The organism is Haladaptatus sp. DYSN1, assembly GCF_029489995.1.
Classification (GTDB): Archaea; Halobacteriota; Halobacteria; order Halobacteriales; family Halococcaceae; genus QDMS2.
Window position 1 is genome coordinate 1,740,769 of the sequence record NZ_CP120470.1, and the last position, 15,829, is coordinate 1,756,597.

Below are 15,829 nucleotides of genomic sequence, written 5' to 3' on the forward strand. Positions count from 1 at the left end.
GGGGGGTCGGTTCGAGTCTTACCACCGGAACGTAATTACTCTAGGTGTGTTGAACACTCGTGATTCAAAACAGAACCACCGTGGCGAGCAGGGCGACGGCCATCAGGATGTACTCGAAGTCGCGCATCGTCCCCAGGTGTCGCAGGTTCACGTCCGCAGTAAGCATCGAGGTGATGAACATCGAGTAGACGATGGCCGGGGCGAGCGCGAGGCCGTGGAGGGTCGAAATGGTGCCGAACACACCGGCGACGACGACGAGCCCGAGCGACCCGATGTCGAGCGCGTAGAGGACTATCTGCGTTCGCTTCACGCCAACGGCGACCGGAAGCGTCGGAATTCCTTCTTCGCGGTCGCCTGCCACGTCTCGGACGTTCAGCACTTCGCCCGCGATGAAGGTACGAAGGAAGAAGAACACGAAAACGACCGTGCCGCCGATGACCAGAGTTTTGCCCGCGAACGCGAGCGGCAGGAACGCGACGGGCGCAGCCCACGAAATCGCGACGAGCGTCGTGTTCACGAGTAACACCTCTTTCAGGCGGTCTGCTTCGAAGAGGGGCAACCACGGTTCGCTGTAGAGCACCGCCGCCACACCGGGAAGTAACGTCAGGAGGAAAGCCATCAGTCCGCCGAACGCAGACACGACGAGCGCGAGCAGGTACGCGCCGACCGAGAGAGCCAGGAACAGGCGCTTTCGCGGTTCGATGAACGCGACGCGGTCCGGGTTGTTGATGGCGTCTTCGTTCAGGTCAGTGAGTTTGTTGTGGGTGTAGATGGTAAACGAAACGAGGAACGCGATGAGGACGGCGGGGTTCAGCGGAACCGACAACAGCAACGCGACGACGAGGATTTTGGTCGCCGCGACGAGTCCGAGAAACAGGGTTCCGTGGATGACGAGGTCGTAGAATCGCTGGCCGGTCTCAGAGAGAGCCGCCGGAGCCGCGATGGTGGTTCCGAGGCGGTGCAGTCGGGTGCCGAGAATACTTGCCGCTGTTGCAGTTCGTGACATCTCCACGTACGCAACTCCGCGAATTCATTTTGGTGTTCGCATGATTAGTATTTCTGACACGAATGCTGAAACGTAAGCGAAAACGGGCGTTGAAACGGGGCGGTCGGTTAATCCCCGCGAGCGGCCTCGAACATCGCGAGGGCGTCCTCGCGTCGTTCGCTGTGGTCGCAGATTGGTGCGGGGTAATCCGAGGCTGCCTCTTCGCGGCGGTCGCCCGAGAGTTCGTGCCAGCCGTGGATGTCGTCCGGGTCAACGTCATCGAGTTCCGGGACGTACCGCTTGATGTACCTCGCGTCCTCGTCGTAGCGCTCGCCTTGCGTCATCGGATTGAAGATGCGGAAATACGGCTGAGCGTCCGTCCCGGTCGAGGCGGCCCACTGCCACCCGCCCGTGTCGTTGCCCGTCTCGTGGTCGACGAGGTGTTCGCGGAACCAGTCGTACCCCTCGCGCCAATCGATGAGCAGGTCCTTGGTCAGGAACGACGCGACAATCATCCGCACCCGGTTGTGCATGAACCCCTCCACACGAAGTTGGCGCATTCCGGCGTCAACGATGGGGTAGCCCGTCTCGCCGGCCTGCCACGCGGCGAGTTCGTCGGGGGCGTCTCGCCACTCGATTGGGTTCTCGTACGTCTTGTAGTTCGCCCAGGTGACGTTCGGGTTGAACCAGAGGACGTGCGTGTAGAACTCCCGCCACGCCAGTTGGGACTGGAACTCGGTGACAGACTCCGCTTCTTCGTCGGAGTCGGCCCGCCCCATCGCCTTCTCTGTCGCGGCGAACACCTCGCGGATGCCGATGGTCCCCCACTTCAGGTGCTCTGAGAGTCGAGACGTGTTCTCGTCTGCGGGGTAGTCACGGCGGTCCGCGTACCGGAAAATCGGCCCTTCACAGAACGCGTCGAGGCGCTCGCGGGCCACGTCGGTGCCGGCGGGCGGGACGGCTGCCGCCGGGTCGTCGAAGCCGAGGTCGGCGAGCGTCGGCAGCTCCTCGCCAGCAACGTCAGCAACGCTACCCGGCTCGGGCGAGTCGTAGGGGGCGGCTTTCTCCCGGTCGCGCCACTTGCGCCCGAAGTAGGTGAACACGGAGTAGGGGTCGCCCTCGTTGGTCGTGATGCTCCCCGGTTCGTGGCAGATGGCGTCGTGGAAGGCTTCACGGGGCGCGTCGGCGTCGGCGAGCGCCCGCCGCACCGCGGCGTCTCGCTCCCGGGCGAGCCCAGAGTAATCCGTGTTCCAGACCACCTTCTCCGCGTCGTGTTCTGTGGCGAGTTCGGGGATGACTACTGCCGGGTCACCCTGCGCGATGAGCAGGTCACCGCCGAGGTCGCGGTAATCGTCGCGGAGTGCCCGGAGGGCGTCGAGCATGAAGGCGACGCGATTGGGCGACCCGTACTGGAGGACGTTCGGGTCGAAGACGAACACCGGGAGGACCGACCCGTCGGTGGCGGCGAGTGCGCGATTGTCGGCCACTCGGAGGTCACGGCGGTGCCAGCACAGGTGCATACGTGACCACTCGGGCCGGGCGGCCAAAGTATACCGCGTTCGGGGAAGTTAAGACGGGCGGCAGTCAGAACCACGCATGGACTCCGTGATGGAGCAGTTCGATTTAGACGGGCACGTGGCCGTGGTGACGGGCGGCAGTCGAGGTATCGGGCGGGCAATCGCGCTCGGCCTCGCCGACGCTGGCGCGGCCGTCGTGCCGGCGGCACGCACCGAAGACGACGTTTCCGCGGTCGCCGCGGAAATAGAATCTCGCGGCGGTGAGGCCCTCGCCGCGACGGTGGATGTGACCGACGAGGCAGATATTCGGAACTTGATGGAAACTGCCGCCGAGGAGTTCGGCGGCGTCGATTGCGTCGTGAACAACGCGGGCGTCAACCCGGGGGGCGCACTCGGCGAGCCCGAGCGCGTCGAGGTGGACGCGCTCGATTTCGTCATCGACGTCAACCTGCGTGGGGCGTTCCTCTGTGCACAGGCAGCCGCAGAGTACCTCCACGAGAGCGACGGCGGGTCGGTCATCAACGTCGCGAGCGTCGGCGGTCTGGTCGGCCTCCCACGACAACACCCCTACGTCGCCTCGAAACACGGCTTGCTCGGCATCACGAAGAGCATGGCCTTAGACTGGGCCCCCGACGTGCGGGTGAACGCCATCGCGCCTGGCTACGTCGAGACGGACCTGACCGAGGGCGTGACCGACAACGAGAAACTCGCCCAGTCGATTCGCGACCGGACACCACTTGACCGCTTCGCCCAACCGGAGGAACTGGCCGGCCCCGCCGTGTTCCTCGCGAGCCGGGCTGCCTCTTACGTGACCGGCGAGTGCCTGACCGTCGACGGCGGCTGGACGGCCCGCTGAGGCCGATTGCGGCACGGTTTTCAGCAACCCCGAACGTTTTGTCGATTCCCTCAGCAGAGAGCACCAGACGCCGATGCCTGACGTCCTGACTCCCCTCGAACGGACGGTCGATGCCATTCCGGAAGCCACTGCTGTCACCGACGGGACGACGCGACTCAGTTTCGAGGCGTTATGGGACCGAGCAGGGCGCATCGGCGGTGGGCTTGCCGCCCGCGGCGTCGAACCCGGGGACCGCGTCGCGCTCCACCTCCCGAACACGATTGCGTACGTCTGCTGTCTCTACGGGGCACTGCGAGCCGGTGCAGTCGTCGTTCCCATCAACCCCCAGTGCCGTGAACGCGAGTTACATCACCACCTCGCAGACAGCGGGGCCACGCTCGTCGTCACGCGGGCGAAAGACGCGTCGCTGGCGGCCTCGCTCCGAGACGAATCAGCGGTCAAAACCGTCGTCAGCGCGGGCGAGCACCCGGATTTCGAGACGGTCAAGTCGCTGCTCGAATCGACGCCTCGTAATCCAATCAGCCGGGACGAGGGGGACCTCGCCTTTCTGCCGTACACGAGCGGGACAACCGGCCGCCCGAAGGGCGTCGAACTGACCCACGCGAACGTCTCATCGAACGCAGAACAGACGGCGGCGCTTCCCGAGGGTGGTCTCACTACCGACGACCGAATGCTCGCTGCGGTCCCGCTCACGCACATCTACGGCCTGAGCGCCGTCGTGCACGCGACGCTTATCTCGGGCGCGACGCTCCACCTGCAAGAACACTGGGAACCGAGGGCGGCGCTCAGGACCATCGAGGAGGAAGGCGTCACCACGTTCCACGGCGTCCCCACGATGTTCGCAGATTTCGTGGGGGCGGCCGACGCCGACGAGTTCGAAACGTCGTCGCTCCGGTTCGTCGGAACCGGGGGTGCGGCGATGCCCGGGTCGCTCCTCACCTCCGTCGAAGACCTGCTCGACGTGCCGGTGTACGAGGGTTACGGCCTCACCGAAACCGCGCCGGTCACGCACTTTAATCGTCCCGATGCGCACCGCCGAGGGAGCGTCGGGCGGGCACTTTCAGGCGTCGCGTGGCGCGTCGTGGGCGACGAGTTCGAAGAACGACCGCCCGTCGAAACCGGCCCCGTAGCCCCAGATTCCGTCGCCGAGCACGTCGGCGAAGTCGTCGTTGCGGGACCCACCGTGATGGCTGGCTACCACGGGATGCCCGAGGCGACGGCCGCGGCCATCACGGAACGCGACGGGCGGCGCTGGTTTCACACCGGCGACCTGGGCTACCACGACGAGAACGGCTTTTGCTACCTCGTCGGGCGAGCGGACGAACTCATCGTCACCGCCGGCTACAACGTCTATCCCCGGGAGGTCGAATTCTGTCTCACCGATCATCCCGCAGTCGTCGAAGCAGCCGTGGTCGGCGTTCCCGACGAGCGCCGCGGCGAGACGGTGAAAGCGTTCGTCGTCTCCACGCCCGGCGTCTCCGTGACCGAAGCAGAACTCGTCCAGCACTGCCTCGACACGCTCGCGCCGTACAAACACCCCCGTGAAGTCGAATTCGTCGACGAATTGCCCCGGACCGACTCGGGGAAGGTAAAACGTCGCTCGGTCGGTCGGCGGTAGAATCAAGTACGCCCCACTTCTCGGTGGTGGTGATATGGCAGACGACGCAGTCTTACTTGACATTGAAGACGACGTGGCGACGGTCACGCTGAACCGACCCGACGTGCGAAACGCTCTCACTCACGACGTGGCGGGTGGCATCATCGACGCACTCGACGAAATCGAGGAAAGCGACGCCCGCTGTCTCGTGATTCAGGGCACGGGCGGAGCCTTCTGCGCGGGCGGTGACATCAACGCGATGATGAAGGGGCTGAACGGGGAGTACTCGCTCGCAGAGCGCGAGCAACTCATCGTCCAGCGCACCTCGCGGGCGGTAAAGCACGTCGCGCAGTTCCACCTCCCGACCATCGCGAAAATCGACGGCGTCGCGTTTGGAGCCGGGGCGAACCTCGCCATCGCCTGCGACATCCTGCTCGCCACCGAAGACTCGAAGATTAGCTTCGGCTTCCGACAGGTCGGCCTCACCGTGGATTCGGGCACCTCCTATCTCCTGCCGCGCATCGTCGGGCAGAACACGGCCCAGGAACTCGTCCTGACGGGCGAACTCGTGGACGCAGACCGCGCCGAGGACCTCGGCCTGTTCAATCACGTCTACGACGAGAGCGACTTCGACGAGGAGGTCGCCGAATTCGTCGAGGAAATCGCCACCGGCCCGAGCGTCGCGCTCCGTGCGTCGAAGCGCCTCCTCCGACAGGGCATGGAGCAGTCGCTCGACCAGGCGATTACGAACGAGGCGGCGGCACAGGTCGCCTGCTTCTCGACGGACGACCACGTAGAGGGTGCGACGGCGTTCATGGAGAAGCGCTCTCCAGAGTTCACGGGCGAGTGACATCCTCCCTGCCGTAAACGACGGGGCTTCCCACGCCCACCAACGGGCGGTTCGTTGGTCTCTTCGGGTTTCTGACCCGACGTGCCGGTGGGAGTGCCACGCCCCCGATACTCCTATCGGGTGTCCAAGACGGACACGGCGACTCGGAGTTACCTGCTTGTTTTGTGTCGGTTCTGCGGTCCACGGGCGTACGTTTTGCTGCGGCAAACACCGAGTCAACTGCCAATTTGTGGACTGCCGAGGACCGAACGGCTTCACCATTCGGCTCGACACCCATCCGAACGTACCGAGGGCACTCAGGCCTTTGCCACACGGTGAACGTGAACGGGGACGGGCGCTGTATCCCCGCCCTGACGGGCGAGGTTGTAGCGCCCTGCACCGCCTTCCATAAACTACATTGAAGTTTGGTAGCGTTGCACAATCTTTCTTGTCGTGGGGGGTGACCACGGGGGTATGCATCTCGACTCGACACGCGGCGACTTCCTCGACCGTGAGACCCGGTCGTTTCGCTACTTCAAAAACGCCGTGTCGCGCCACTGGGACCCTGGAGCCATCGACCTCTCGGCCGACCGCGCCGCCGTCGAGTCCATGAACGACCTCGTGTTCGACCGGTTTCGCGGTGCCATCGCGAAGTTCGGCGCGGGTGAACAGGCGGTCACGACAGACCTCGCACCCCTCGCCGTCGTCCTCGAAGCGCCGGAAGACCAGGCGTTCATCACGACGCAACTCTACGAGGAGGCCAAACACACCGACTTTTTCGACCGCTACTGGCAAGAGGTCGTAAACGAGGCGGAAGCGGCCCGCGGCGAGTCCAAAACCTCACCGCAGGACGACCGCTGGTACGTCCCCGCGTACGTCGAACTGTTCGACCGGACGGAGGCGGCGATGGAGGCGCTGCTCACCGACGACAGCCCGGCGAATCGGGCGAGAGCCTATTGTCACTACCACCTCGTCGTGGAGGGAATCCTCGCGCAGACCGCCTACTTCGGCCTCCAGCAGGCCTACGGGCCGGACACCCACCCCGAACTGCCGACGCTTCCGGGACTCACCGCTGGCCTGACGAAAATCCGGGGCGACGAGGGTCGCCACGTCGGCTTTGGCATGGCGAAACTGAAGGCGCTGGTCGAGGACGGCGTGGACCCGACGTTGCTTCACGAGACGGTTTCAGAACTTCTGCCGCTGGTCAACGCCACGACCACCGACGGTCTCGAAGCTACGGACGGCATGCCGGGACCTGCTGCGGCCGACCTGACGACCTACGCCGCGAGCAAGCACACAGAACGCATGGAGCAAATCGTAGACGCGGCCCGCGACATTCCGGACGTAGAGGCACTTACTGCCCTCGATTGAGCGCCCACGTCGCCGCCGCACGAAGGTATTTGGGTCGTGCTACCAAGAGTCGGCTATGTCGTTTCAACTTACGGCCGAACAAGAAGCGATTCGACAGGCCGTCCGCGAGTTCGGGGAACAGGAGATTCGCCCCGTCGCCCGCGAATTCGACGAATCCCGCGAGTATCCCGAAACCATCCGCAAGCAGGCCGCGAAATACGACTTCGTCGCGCCGAACATCCCCGAGGAGTACGGCGGAGCGGGCCTCGACCTCCTCTCGACGGCCGTCATCACGGAGGAACTCTGGCGGGCGGACGCCGGTATCGGCAGCGCCATCTCCAGTGCCGGGTTCGGCACGGCGATGCTCATCCGTTACGGCGACGAGTGGATGAAAGAAGGGTGGTTGCCGAAGATTGCGGGAGGCGAAGCGGTCTCCGCGAGCGCAATCAGCGAACCCGCCCACGGGTCGAACGTCGCCGGGATGGAGACGCGCGCCGTCCGCGACGATGACGAGTGGGTCATCGACGGCAACAAGATGTGGATTACGAACGGGAACGTCGCGGACGTGGCCATCGTGATGGCGAAAACCGACCCCGACGCGGGCCACCGGGGAATTACGGCCTTCCTCGTCCCGACGGACACGCCGGGGTTCACCGCACACAAAATCGACAACAAACTCGGTATCCACGCTTCCGACCTCGCAGAACTCACCTTCGACGAGCTGCGCATCCCCGCCGAAAACGTCGTCGGCGAAGTTGACAAGGGATTCTACCAGCTCATGAACTTCTTCGCCCACGGACGGGTGAGCGTCGCCTCGCAGGCACTCGGCGTCGCGCAGGCGGCGGTTGACGAAGCCATCGCCTACGCGAACGAACGCGAGCAGTTCGACCAGCCCATTTCGCAGTTTCAGGCGATACGCCACAAGATTGCGGACATGGCGACCAGCGTCGAAGCCGCCCGGTCGCTCAACTATCGCGCGGCGACGGCAGTCGAATCCGGCGACGACGACATCGCCGCGAAGTTCGCCTCGATGGCGAAACTGTTCGCGAGCGAGCAGTCAGTCCGCGTCGCAGACGAGGGTCTGCAGGTCCACGGCGGCGCAGGCTACGTCACCGACCACCCCGCAGAGCGATTCTACCGCGATGCGCGAATCACGAAAATCTACGAGGGGACCTCTGAGATTCAAAAGAACATCATCGCAGACCGTCTGCTCTGACGGTCGTCAACCGTAGGTATAGAAGCCTGCGCCCGCGGCCTTTCCGGTCTTGCCATCCTCGACCAGCTCGACGAGGTACGAACTCGGCTCGAAGCGGGCGGCATCGGTTCGGTCTGCGTAGGCTCGCAAGGTGTCGAGCACCACGTCCAGGCCGATTTCGTCGCCTCTCGTACAGGGACCGTCGGGGAACCCTGCGCCCAGTTGCATCCCGGTGTCGATTTCCTGGGGGATGGAGACGGCGTCGTCTACGAGTTTTGCCGCCTCGTTTATCATCCGCGCTTCGATTCGCAGGGTGTCTACGTCGCCAGAGATGTCCTCCTCCGTGTAGTCCGCGCCGCCGTTTTCGTAGTCGTACCAGCCCTTGCCTGACTTCCGGCCGTATTCTTCGGCATCGACGCGCTCCTGCATGGCCGGGGCGATTGGCTTTCCGGCCTCGGTTCTGACGTCGTAGGACACGTCGATGCCCGTCATGTCCGAGAGTTCGAACGGCCCCATCGGGTAGCCTCGTTCGTACACCAGCGTCGCGTCGATTTCCGGTACGGTCGCCACGCCCTCCGAAACCATCCACGCTGGCTCTTCGAGGAACGGTCCGAGCACGGAGTTCACGACGAACCCGTTCACGTCCTTGCGGACGTAGATGGGCGTCTTGTCGATGGATTCGACGAACGTCGCGGCCGTTGTCGCCGTCTCCTCGGTCGTCTCCTCGCCGTAGATGACTTCGACGAGCGGCATCTTCACTGGCGGATTGAAAAAGTGCAAGCCCACGACCCGACTCGGATTTTCGACGACTTTTGCAATTTGCGTAATCGAGAGCGACGATGTGTTGGTCGCGAGAATCGCGTCGGGCGAGGCTACCTTCGACAGGTCGGCGAAGATGCCCTGTTTTATCGACATCCGCTCGGGCGCGGCCTCGATGACGAGGTCAGCGCCGCGGACCGCTTCCACGAGGTCCACCGTCGTCTCGATGCGGTCGAGAATGGCCGTGGCGGATTCTGCGAGTTGCCCCTTCGATTCGAGTTTTTCGAGACTCCACTGGACCTGTTCGTACCCCTTTTCCACGTACGATTTCTCGATATCGCGGAGCGTCACGTCGTAGCCACCCATGGCCACCACCTCGGCGATGCCGTGGCCCATGTTTCCCGCCCCGAGCACTGCCACCCGCGAAATCCCCTCGAGTGCCATACCTAGGTGGGGGCGGGGCAACGGTTTAATTCCACCGCCGGTGGTGGTCGAATTCCACCGGAAATCCGGTGTACTCGCCGCGCTCAGAGCGGTTCTTCGCCGTCGATGATGCGCTTTGCACGGTCTGTGAGCGCCTGCACCTGCGTCTCCATCTGCGGGTACAGGTCGTCGTCGCTGTTGCCTTCGAGGTACCGCCGGTAGAACATCTCGCCGAGGCCGATGAGTTTGAACACGGCGAGCGTGCGGTAGAACCGCTCGTGGACGAATTCGCGGCCCGTCTGCTGTTCGTAGCGGTCGACGAGGTCCTGTCTGCTCGGGTAGCCCTCGCATTCCATGAATCGCGCCATCAGGTCGGGGACGGCTGGCGGTTCGTCTTCCGGGTCGCGCCAGTAGGAGAGCATCCAGCCGAGGTCACAGAGCGGGTCGCCGAGCGTCGAAAGTTCCCAGTCGAAGACGCCGACGATTTCGGGTGGCGTCCCCGGCCCGAACATGACGTTGTCGAGTTTGTAGTCGCCGTGGACGAGCGTGTGGTCGTGGCTTTCGGGCGTGTTCTCGACCAGCCACTCGTAAACGGCCTCGACGCCCTCGACTTTACGGTCGTCTTCGGTCACCTCGCTCGCCCAGTCGAACTGCTTTTTCCACCGTTTGACTTGCCGCTCGGTGTAGCCCTCCGGGTAGCCGAACTCGCCGAGGCCGACTGCCTCGTAGTCCGTCTCGTGAATCTCCGCGAGCGCATCGACCAGTTGCTCGCCGAGTCGCGTTCGCATCTCGGGGATAGCGAATCGCTCCGGTTCGTCCTCGCGGAGCACGTCGCCTGCCTCCTTTTCCATCACGTAGAAGTCACAACCGAGGATGGAGTGGTCGTCCGTCCCGAGGATAGTCCGCGGGACGCGAACGGGAGTGTCCTGGAGCGCGTCCATCACCTTGTACTCGCGAAGCACGTCGTGGGCCGATTCTGCGGTTTCGCCCGGTGGCGGTCGGCGGATGACGAGCTCTAAGTCGCCCCACGTCACGAACAGCGTCTCGTTCGAGTGGCCTTCCTTGTGGTGGCGAACGTCGTACTCGTCTACTGCACCCAGTTCGGCTTCGAGGTAGTCGGCCAGTTTCTCCTCGTCGACGATTCGCGAGAAGTAGTCCTCTGACTGGTCGGTCATCGTGCCCTCCACAGATAGACGTTCACAAACATGATTAGGACTACACCGGCCGCATACGAAAAACTGCGGGTATCGGCGGCTGTTGACGGAGCGAACCGGCAGACCAATCTGGTCGGCTGGTGAAGGAGGGCCATGAACGAGGCACTCGCCGAGGCCGCGCGGGCGATTCGCGCGGCAGACAGCGTCGTCGCGCTCACCGGGGCCGGGGTCAGCACCGCCTCCGGTATCCCCGACTTCCGCAGCGAGGGCGGACTCTGGGAGAAGCACGACCCCCAGAACTTCCACTACAGTCGCTTTCGCGCCGACCCCGAAGGCTTCTGGCGCGACCGACTCGCGATGTTCGAGGATATCTACGCGGGCGGCGACATCGCGCCGAACCCGGCCCACGAGGCGTTCGCCGACCTCGAATCGGCGGGCCACCTCTCGGCGCTCATCACCCAGAACATCGACGGACTCCACCGGGCGGCGGGCTCTGGCGATGTCGTGGAACTTCACGGCACCGGCGCGGAGGTCGTCTGCATGGACTGTGGCGAACGCGATGGCGCAGATCCGGCGTGGGAGACGGTAAAAGCGGGGAACGCCCCACCACGCTGTGACTCGTGTGAGGGCGTCCTCAAGCCAGCCGTCGTGCTGTTCGGGCAGTCGATGCCGCAAGCCGAACTGCACCGCGCTCAGTCGCTCGCCTCAAACAGCGACGTGTTCATCGTCGCCGGGTCGTCGCTGTCAGTCGAACCGGCGGCCTCGCTGCCCCGGACCGCGGCGAGAAACGGTGCGACCACCATCTGCGTGAATCTCGAAGAAACGGGATTCGACGCCGACTACACCTTCACCGCCGACGTGACCGACGTCCTGCCGCGTCTCGTCACGGCTGTCCGCAAGCCCTAGCCTTTTGCTATCGACTCCCGTGGGTTTCACCGGAATGGAATACGGAGTCGCCCACACGAACGACGTACCCGTGACCGACCTCTCCGAGATAGACGAACTTCCCCCGGACCTCGACATTCGGGCGATAGACGAGGCGCTCGGCTTAGACCAGATGAACGCGAAACTCTGGTATCTCGACCCGGGCGAGCAGATCGGCTACCACGCCCACTCAGAGCAGGAGGAGTTCTACTACGTCATTCAGGGAGAGTTCTCGCTCAAACTCGGGAAGTCAGGCGAGGAAGAGATTCGTGAAGCCGGTCCGGGGACGTTCTTCGCGGCCGGCCCCGAAATCGGCCACGGCTACCGGAACGTCGGCGACGAAACTGGGCTCGTGCTCGCTATCGGGTCGCCACCGGTCGAAGACCCCGGGTTAGACCCCCACCAGCTCGATTAGGCGTACGAGGTTTCCAGATATTCGTTGATGCGCTCGGATTCGGCCATCGTGACGCCCTGGGACTCGTCTACGAAGACGGGGACGCCGCGCTGGCCGGAGACGCGCTTCACCTCGTTTCGCTTCGAGTGGAGGGCTTCGACCCAGACGCTCTCGTAGTCGACGTCGAGCGCATTGAGTTTGTCGGCGACCAGTTCACACCACGGACAGCCTTCGAGTCGATACAGTGTGCGGCTCATACCCGAATGAGGTACGTCCACGGTGAAAAGTGTGTGCCGCCCGGGTACTTTTGCCCCTCGCGTCTGTCCACACGGGTATGCCTCCAGCACCCGGCGATCGCGCCCCAGATTTCACCAGCCTCCTTTGTGACGGCGAGACGTTCAGGCCCACCTCGCTCGCCGACCGACTCGGCCCTCGAGGCGGCGTCCTCGTCTTCTCTGGCTTCTCGGGAAGCGCCATCACGCACAACTGGTGGACGCGCTACGCGAACGCCGGGTGGGACAACTTCGAAGGCGTGTCGGTGACGGGCGTCACCCGCGACGGACCGTACGCCCAGAACGCCTTCCTCAGGGACCTCGACAGCCCCTTTGCGCTCTTTTCGGACGTAGACGCCCGCGCCATCGAGGCGTTCGACCTGCTCACCGAACGCGACGGGATGGCTGGCACGCAGACCGCCCGCCGCGCCGTGTTCGTCCTCGACGCAGCGCGCGTCGTGGAGTATCGCTGGCTCGGCGACGATTGGATTTCACCGGTTCCACGCGAGGAAATCGAAGCCGCAATCGCAGCCCGCTGAGTGAGCTGGCAGTCATCACCCCAGACCGGCGATTTATCTGCTCGGGCCGCGATAATTGTGTCAATATGCGTTCGGCAATCCACGTCGTCGAAACCGACGGGGAATACGAAGACGCCCTCTCCGTTCGATTTACGGTGTTCGTAGACGAGCAGGGCGTTCCGGAAGAACTGGAAGTAGACGAGTACGAAGACGACTGTATCCACTTCGTCGCCTACGTCGACGATGAGGCCGTCGGCGCGGCGCGACTCCGCCCTATCGACGCAGACACAGCGAAGGTAGAACGCGTCGCCGTCCTCGACTCCCACCGTGGGAACGGGCTCGGCTTCGAACTCATGGCCTGCGTCGAATCTGAAGCGCACGAGAGAGGCTACGACCACCTCATCCTCAACGCCCAGACCCACGCGAAACCGTTCTACGACCGGCTGGGCTACTTGCAGGTCGGCGACGAGTTCGAGGAGGCGGGCATCCCCCATGTCCAGATGGACAAGGTATTCTGACCGGAGCTGCCGCTGTTTTTCCCAACCTTACAGCCCGAGCTGCTTGGCAATCGTGTTCAACTGGATCTCGTCGGTTCCTTCGACGATTCTGAGGATGCGCGCGAGGTGCAGATGGTCCATGAAGGGATTCTCCTCTGCGACGCCGTTGCCACCGTGGACCTGCACCGCGTCGTCGGCGAGTGAGAAGTAGGCGTCTGTCGCGAGCCACTTGAACGCGGAAGACTCCTCGATGGCCTGTTCGCTGCGGTCCATCGTCCACGCACAGCGCAGGCCCGTGGCGTCCGCTGCGTCGATACGGGCTTTGGCGCGGGCGAGTTTCGACGATATCTGCTGGAATTTGCCGATTGGCCGCCCGAAGGCCTCGCGTTCGTTTGCGTAATTCACGCACTCCTCGACGAGGTGCTGGCCGTGGCCAATCGCTTCTGCGCCGAGTTCGAGGCGGCCGAGCGAGAGAAAGTCCATCGCGTTGTAGAAGGCGGCGTCCGGCTGGCCGAGGACGCGCGAGTCGGGGACGCGAACGTCGTCGAACAGGAGTTCTGCCTGCATTCCCTCCAGCCCGACGGCGTTGTTCATCGAGCCGAGTTCGTACTCGTCGGCCTCGACGATGAAACAGGTGATGCCGCCGTATCTGCCGGCTTCTTCTTGCGAGGTGGTCCGGGCGAACACCTGCACGAAGTCGGCGTAGGGGGCGTTCGTAATCCACTGTTTTTGCCCGTTTAGCACCCACTCGTCACCGTCTCTCCTGGCCGTTGTTTGCATATTCGGCGAGTCGGACCCCGCGCCGGGTTCGGTCTGGGCGAAGGCCGTCGATTTCTCTCCACGGACGACCGGTTTCAGGTACGCCTCGGTCTGGGCGTCGTCTGCCTGCAAGAGCAGCGGTTTCGGACCTTCCGGTCCCGCGAGGACGTGGCGGGCGAGGCCGAGCCCCATCGACGCGACGTGCGTTTTCGCCCGATACCACGTCACCGTCGAGACACCCTCGCCGCCGACGGCTTCGGGCATGTTCATCGCGTAGAACCCGGCGTCTGCGCTCTTTTTGCGGATTGTCTCGATGGCTTCGTGGACTTCGGGAACGAGTCGTCCATCGGCTTCGTGCCGTTTTCGCGGATTCGTGTACGTCTCGCCGAGGTCGGCTTCGAGTGGTTCGACTTCCTGTTCGACGAACTCATCGAGGCTCTGGCGGATGAGCCGAGTTTCCTCGTCCGTCTCGAAGGAAACCCCACTTTGGTTGTTTTCTTTGTGCATGGCTCTACCAACAGGCGAGTGGGTGTTAACGTTCGGGGTGCTTGCGGGGACATCGAAGATTAAGTGGCCTGCCCCTGTGGGGGGTTGCATGGACCTTGCTGGCATTCGCGTGCTCGATTTGACGCGGTTGCTCCCCGGGCCGTACGCGACCCAACTGCTCTCTGATCTCGGCGCAGACGTCATCAAAGTCGAGGATACGAACACTGGTGACTACGCCCGGTCGATGCCGCCGCTCACCGACGAGGGCGTCGGCGCGGTCTTCGACGGCGTGAATCGCGGCAAACGCAGCGTCGCCATCGACCTGAAGGCAGAACGAGGACAGGACGCGTTCTACGAACTCGTCGCGAATGCTGACGTCGTCTTCGAGAGCTTTCGCCCCGGCGTCACCGACCGCCTGGGCATCGACTACGACACACTCACCGAGCACAATCCGGACCTCGTCTACTGCTCGTTGAGTGGCTTTGGCCAGTCAGGGCCGCTCGCAGACACCGTGGGCCACGACCTGAACTACGTCGCGCTCTCCGGACTGCTCGACATGACGCGAGCGGACGAGAATTCGCCGCCGCAGATTCCGGGCTACCCGACCGCCGACATGGCGGGCGGCCTCTTCGCCGCGTTCTCCATCGTGAGTGCCCTGCTCTCGCGAGAACTCGGCAACGGCGGCGGCTACGTGGACGTGGCGATGACGGACGTCGTCCTCTCATTCTCACACGCACTCGCCGCCCCCGCGTTCGACGGCGAGACGCCACGACCCGGGCAGACGCCGCTCACGGGGGCGTATCCCTGGTACGACGTCTACGCCGCAAAAGACGGCTACGTCACCATCGCCGCACTCGAACCGAAGTTTTGGCGGGCGTTCTGCGAGGCGGTCGGTCGTACGGACCTCATCTCGGTTCACATGACCGACGACGAGGCGGAACGCGAGGCACTCAGGCAGGAACTGGAAAACCTGTTCGCCGGGAAGACCCGAGACGAGTGGGAATCGACGCTGGAGGGCGTCGAAGCGGCATTTTGTGGCGTCTACACCGTCTCTGAGGCGCTCTCCCATCCGCAACTTCAGTCGCGGGACGTGATTCGCCGTCCCGAGTCAGGTCGCCCGCGAATCGGGTTTCCCGCGGTCACCGACCGCGATGTGGACACGGACGAGTCGCTCCCCGAGCAGGGAGAGCACACGGCCGCCGTGCTCCGTGAAATCGGGTTTTCGGCGTTCGAAATCGACAAACTCCACGAGGAAGGCGTCATCGACTAACCTCGGCCACCAAGAGTTATCTGCCCGGCGCGTGGAATGCAACC

General features: G+C 64.0%; 15 protein-coding genes and 1 pseudogene. 10 read left to right on the forward strand and 6 right to left on the reverse strand.

The genetic code is table 11. The annotated features are described in order from the left end of the window. Window positions 1-64: 64 nt before the first annotated feature. Both P0648_RS09335 and P0648_RS09340 read right to left on the reverse strand, forming a co-directional pair. A complete protein-coding gene (locus P0648_RS09335) occupies window positions 65-1,006 on the reverse strand; it encodes a UbiA family prenyltransferase (RefSeq protein ID WP_276247525.1) in 942 nt (313 codons plus the stop codon). Between the two features lie 107 nt (window positions 1,007-1,113). Beyond that, complete coding sequence (locus P0648_RS09340) at window positions 1,114-2,505, reverse strand: deoxyribodipyrimidine photo-lyase (RefSeq protein ID WP_277503719.1); 1,392 nt, start codon at window positions 2,503-2,505, stop codon at window positions 1,114-1,116. A gap of 85 nt (window positions 2,506-2,590) precedes the next feature. Here P0648_RS09340 and P0648_RS09345 point away from each other — a divergent pair, with 85 nt between their 5' ends. The 5 genes from P0648_RS09345 (at window position 2,591) to P0648_RS09365 (ending at window position 8,350) form a co-directional block, all read left to right on the forward strand. Beyond that, a complete protein-coding gene (locus tag P0648_RS09345) occupies window positions 2,591-3,358 on the forward strand; it encodes an SDR family NAD(P)-dependent oxidoreductase (protein ID WP_369685123.1) in 768 nt (255 codons plus the stop codon). Between the two features lie 73 nt (window positions 3,359-3,431). Then, window positions 3,432-4,976 (forward strand): AMP-binding protein, encoded by a 1,545-nt coding sequence (locus tag P0648_RS09350; protein ID WP_277503721.1) that lies wholly within the window; start codon window positions 3,432-3,434, stop codon window positions 4,974-4,976. 34 nt (window positions 4,977-5,010) lie between these two features. Then, window positions 5,011-5,805 carry an enoyl-CoA hydratase/isomerase family protein gene (locus P0648_RS09355; protein WP_276274946.1) on the forward strand — a complete coding sequence of 265 codons (795 nt, stop codon included), beginning with the start codon at window positions 5,011-5,013 and terminating at the stop codon, window positions 5,803-5,805. Window positions 5,806-6,258: 453 nt separating this feature from the next. Continuing rightward, window positions 6,259-7,155 (forward strand): ribonucleoside-diphosphate reductase, encoded by an 897-nt coding sequence (locus P0648_RS09360; RefSeq protein WP_277503726.1) that lies wholly within the window; start codon window positions 6,259-6,261, stop codon window positions 7,153-7,155. Window positions 7,156-7,210: 55 nt separating this feature from the next. Next, complete coding sequence (locus P0648_RS09365) at window positions 7,211-8,350, forward strand: acyl-CoA dehydrogenase family protein (protein ID WP_276274944.1); 1,140 nt, start codon at window positions 7,211-7,213, stop codon at window positions 8,348-8,350. Between the two features lie 12 nt (window positions 8,351-8,362). Here P0648_RS09365 and P0648_RS09370 read toward each other — a convergent pair. Further along, window positions 8,363-9,532 (reverse strand): annotated as a pseudogene (locus P0648_RS09370) (3-hydroxyacyl-CoA dehydrogenase); the annotation flags it as partial. Between the two features lie 83 nt (window positions 9,533-9,615). Continuing rightward, window positions 9,616-10,686: a phosphotransferase family protein gene (locus P0648_RS09375; protein WP_277503728.1), complete on the reverse strand. Its 1,071-nt coding sequence runs from the start codon at window positions 10,684-10,686 to the stop codon at window positions 9,616-9,618. A 132-nt stretch (window positions 10,687-10,818) separates the two neighbouring features. On the opposite strand from P0648_RS09375, the gene P0648_RS09380 reads away from it, so the two are divergent. Both P0648_RS09380 and P0648_RS09385 read left to right on the forward strand, forming a co-directional pair. Further along, window positions 10,819-11,571 carry a Sir2 family NAD-dependent protein deacetylase gene (locus tag P0648_RS09380; RefSeq protein ID WP_277503729.1) on the forward strand — a complete coding sequence of 251 codons (753 nt, stop codon included), beginning with the start codon at window positions 10,819-10,821 and terminating at the stop codon, window positions 11,569-11,571. A gap of 34 nt (window positions 11,572-11,605) precedes the next feature. Next, a complete protein-coding gene (locus P0648_RS09385; protein WP_276247516.1) occupies window positions 11,606-12,004 on the forward strand; it encodes a cupin domain-containing protein in 399 nt (132 codons plus the stop codon). Here P0648_RS09385 and P0648_RS09390 read toward each other — a convergent pair. After that, a complete protein-coding gene (locus tag P0648_RS09390; RefSeq protein ID WP_277503731.1) occupies window positions 12,001-12,240 on the reverse strand; it encodes a glutathione S-transferase N-terminal domain-containing protein in 240 nt (79 codons plus the stop codon). The genes P0648_RS09385 and P0648_RS09390 overlap by 4 nt on opposite strands. Window positions 12,241-12,317: 77 nt before the next feature. Between P0648_RS09390 and P0648_RS09395 the strand changes: the two genes are divergently transcribed. Both P0648_RS09395 and P0648_RS09400 read left to right on the forward strand, forming a co-directional pair. After that, window positions 12,318-12,794: a redoxin domain-containing protein gene (locus P0648_RS09395; protein ID WP_277503732.1), complete on the forward strand. Its 477-nt coding sequence runs from the start codon at window positions 12,318-12,320 to the stop codon at window positions 12,792-12,794. Window positions 12,795-12,859: 65 nt separating this feature from the next. Beyond that, window positions 12,860-13,291, forward strand: coding sequence for a GNAT family N-acetyltransferase (locus P0648_RS09400; protein WP_276247513.1), 432 nt, complete (start codon window positions 12,860-12,862; stop codon window positions 13,289-13,291). A gap of 27 nt (window positions 13,292-13,318) precedes the next feature. On the opposite strand, the gene P0648_RS09405 is transcribed toward P0648_RS09400, so the two are convergent. Then, complete coding sequence (locus P0648_RS09405) at window positions 13,319-14,536, reverse strand: acyl-CoA dehydrogenase family protein (protein ID WP_277503733.1); 1,218 nt, start codon at window positions 14,534-14,536, stop codon at window positions 13,319-13,321. Window positions 14,537-14,624: 88 nt separating this feature from the next. On the opposite strand from P0648_RS09405, the gene P0648_RS09410 reads away from it, so the two are divergent. Further along, window positions 14,625-15,785 carry a CaiB/BaiF CoA-transferase family protein gene (locus P0648_RS09410; RefSeq protein WP_277503734.1) on the forward strand — a complete coding sequence of 387 codons (1,161 nt, stop codon included), beginning with the start codon at window positions 14,625-14,627 and terminating at the stop codon, window positions 15,783-15,785. The last annotated feature ends 44 nt before the right edge of the window (window positions 15,786-15,829 follow it).

Coding starts and splice junctions, on each gene's coding strand:
- P0648_RS09355 (WP_276274946.1), top strand. CDS start 5,011: ATGGCAGACGACGCAGTCTTACTTGACATTGAAGACGACGTGGCGACG.
- P0648_RS09350 (WP_277503721.1), top strand. CDS start 3,432: ATGCCTGACGTCCTGACTCCCCTCGAACGGACGGTCGATGCCATTCCG.
- P0648_RS09385 (WP_276247516.1), top strand. CDS start 11,606: ATGGAATACGGAGTCGCCCACACGAACGACGTACCCGTGACCGACCTC.
- P0648_RS09405 (WP_277503733.1), bottom strand. CDS start 14,536: ATGCACAAAGAAAACAACCAAAGTGGGGTTTCCTTCGAGACGGACGAG.
- P0648_RS09360 (WP_277503726.1), top strand. CDS start 6,259: ATGCATCTCGACTCGACACGCGGCGACTTCCTCGACCGTGAGACCCGG.
- P0648_RS09375 (WP_277503728.1), bottom strand. CDS start 10,686: ATGACCGACCAGTCAGAGGACTACTTCTCGCGAATCGTCGACGAGGAG.
- P0648_RS09335 (WP_276247525.1), bottom strand. CDS start 1,006: ATGTCACGAACTGCAACAGCGGCAAGTATTCTCGGCACCCGACTGCAC.
- P0648_RS09365 (WP_276274944.1), top strand. CDS start 7,211: ATGTCGTTTCAACTTACGGCCGAACAAGAAGCGATTCGACAGGCCGTC.
- P0648_RS09390 (WP_277503731.1), bottom strand. CDS start 12,240: ATGAGCCGCACACTGTATCGACTCGAAGGCTGTCCGTGGTGTGAACTG.
- P0648_RS09410 (WP_277503734.1), top strand. CDS start 14,625: ATGGACCTTGCTGGCATTCGCGTGCTCGATTTGACGCGGTTGCTCCCC.
- P0648_RS09340 (WP_277503719.1), bottom strand. CDS start 2,505: ATGCACCTGTGCTGGCACCGCCGTGACCTCCGAGTGGCCGACAATCGC.
- P0648_RS09380 (WP_277503729.1), top strand. CDS start 10,819: ATGAACGAGGCACTCGCCGAGGCCGCGCGGGCGATTCGCGCGGCAGAC.
- P0648_RS09400 (WP_276247513.1), top strand. CDS start 12,860: ATGCGTTCGGCAATCCACGTCGTCGAAACCGACGGGGAATACGAAGAC.
- P0648_RS09395 (WP_277503732.1), top strand. CDS start 12,318: ATGCCTCCAGCACCCGGCGATCGCGCCCCAGATTTCACCAGCCTCCTT.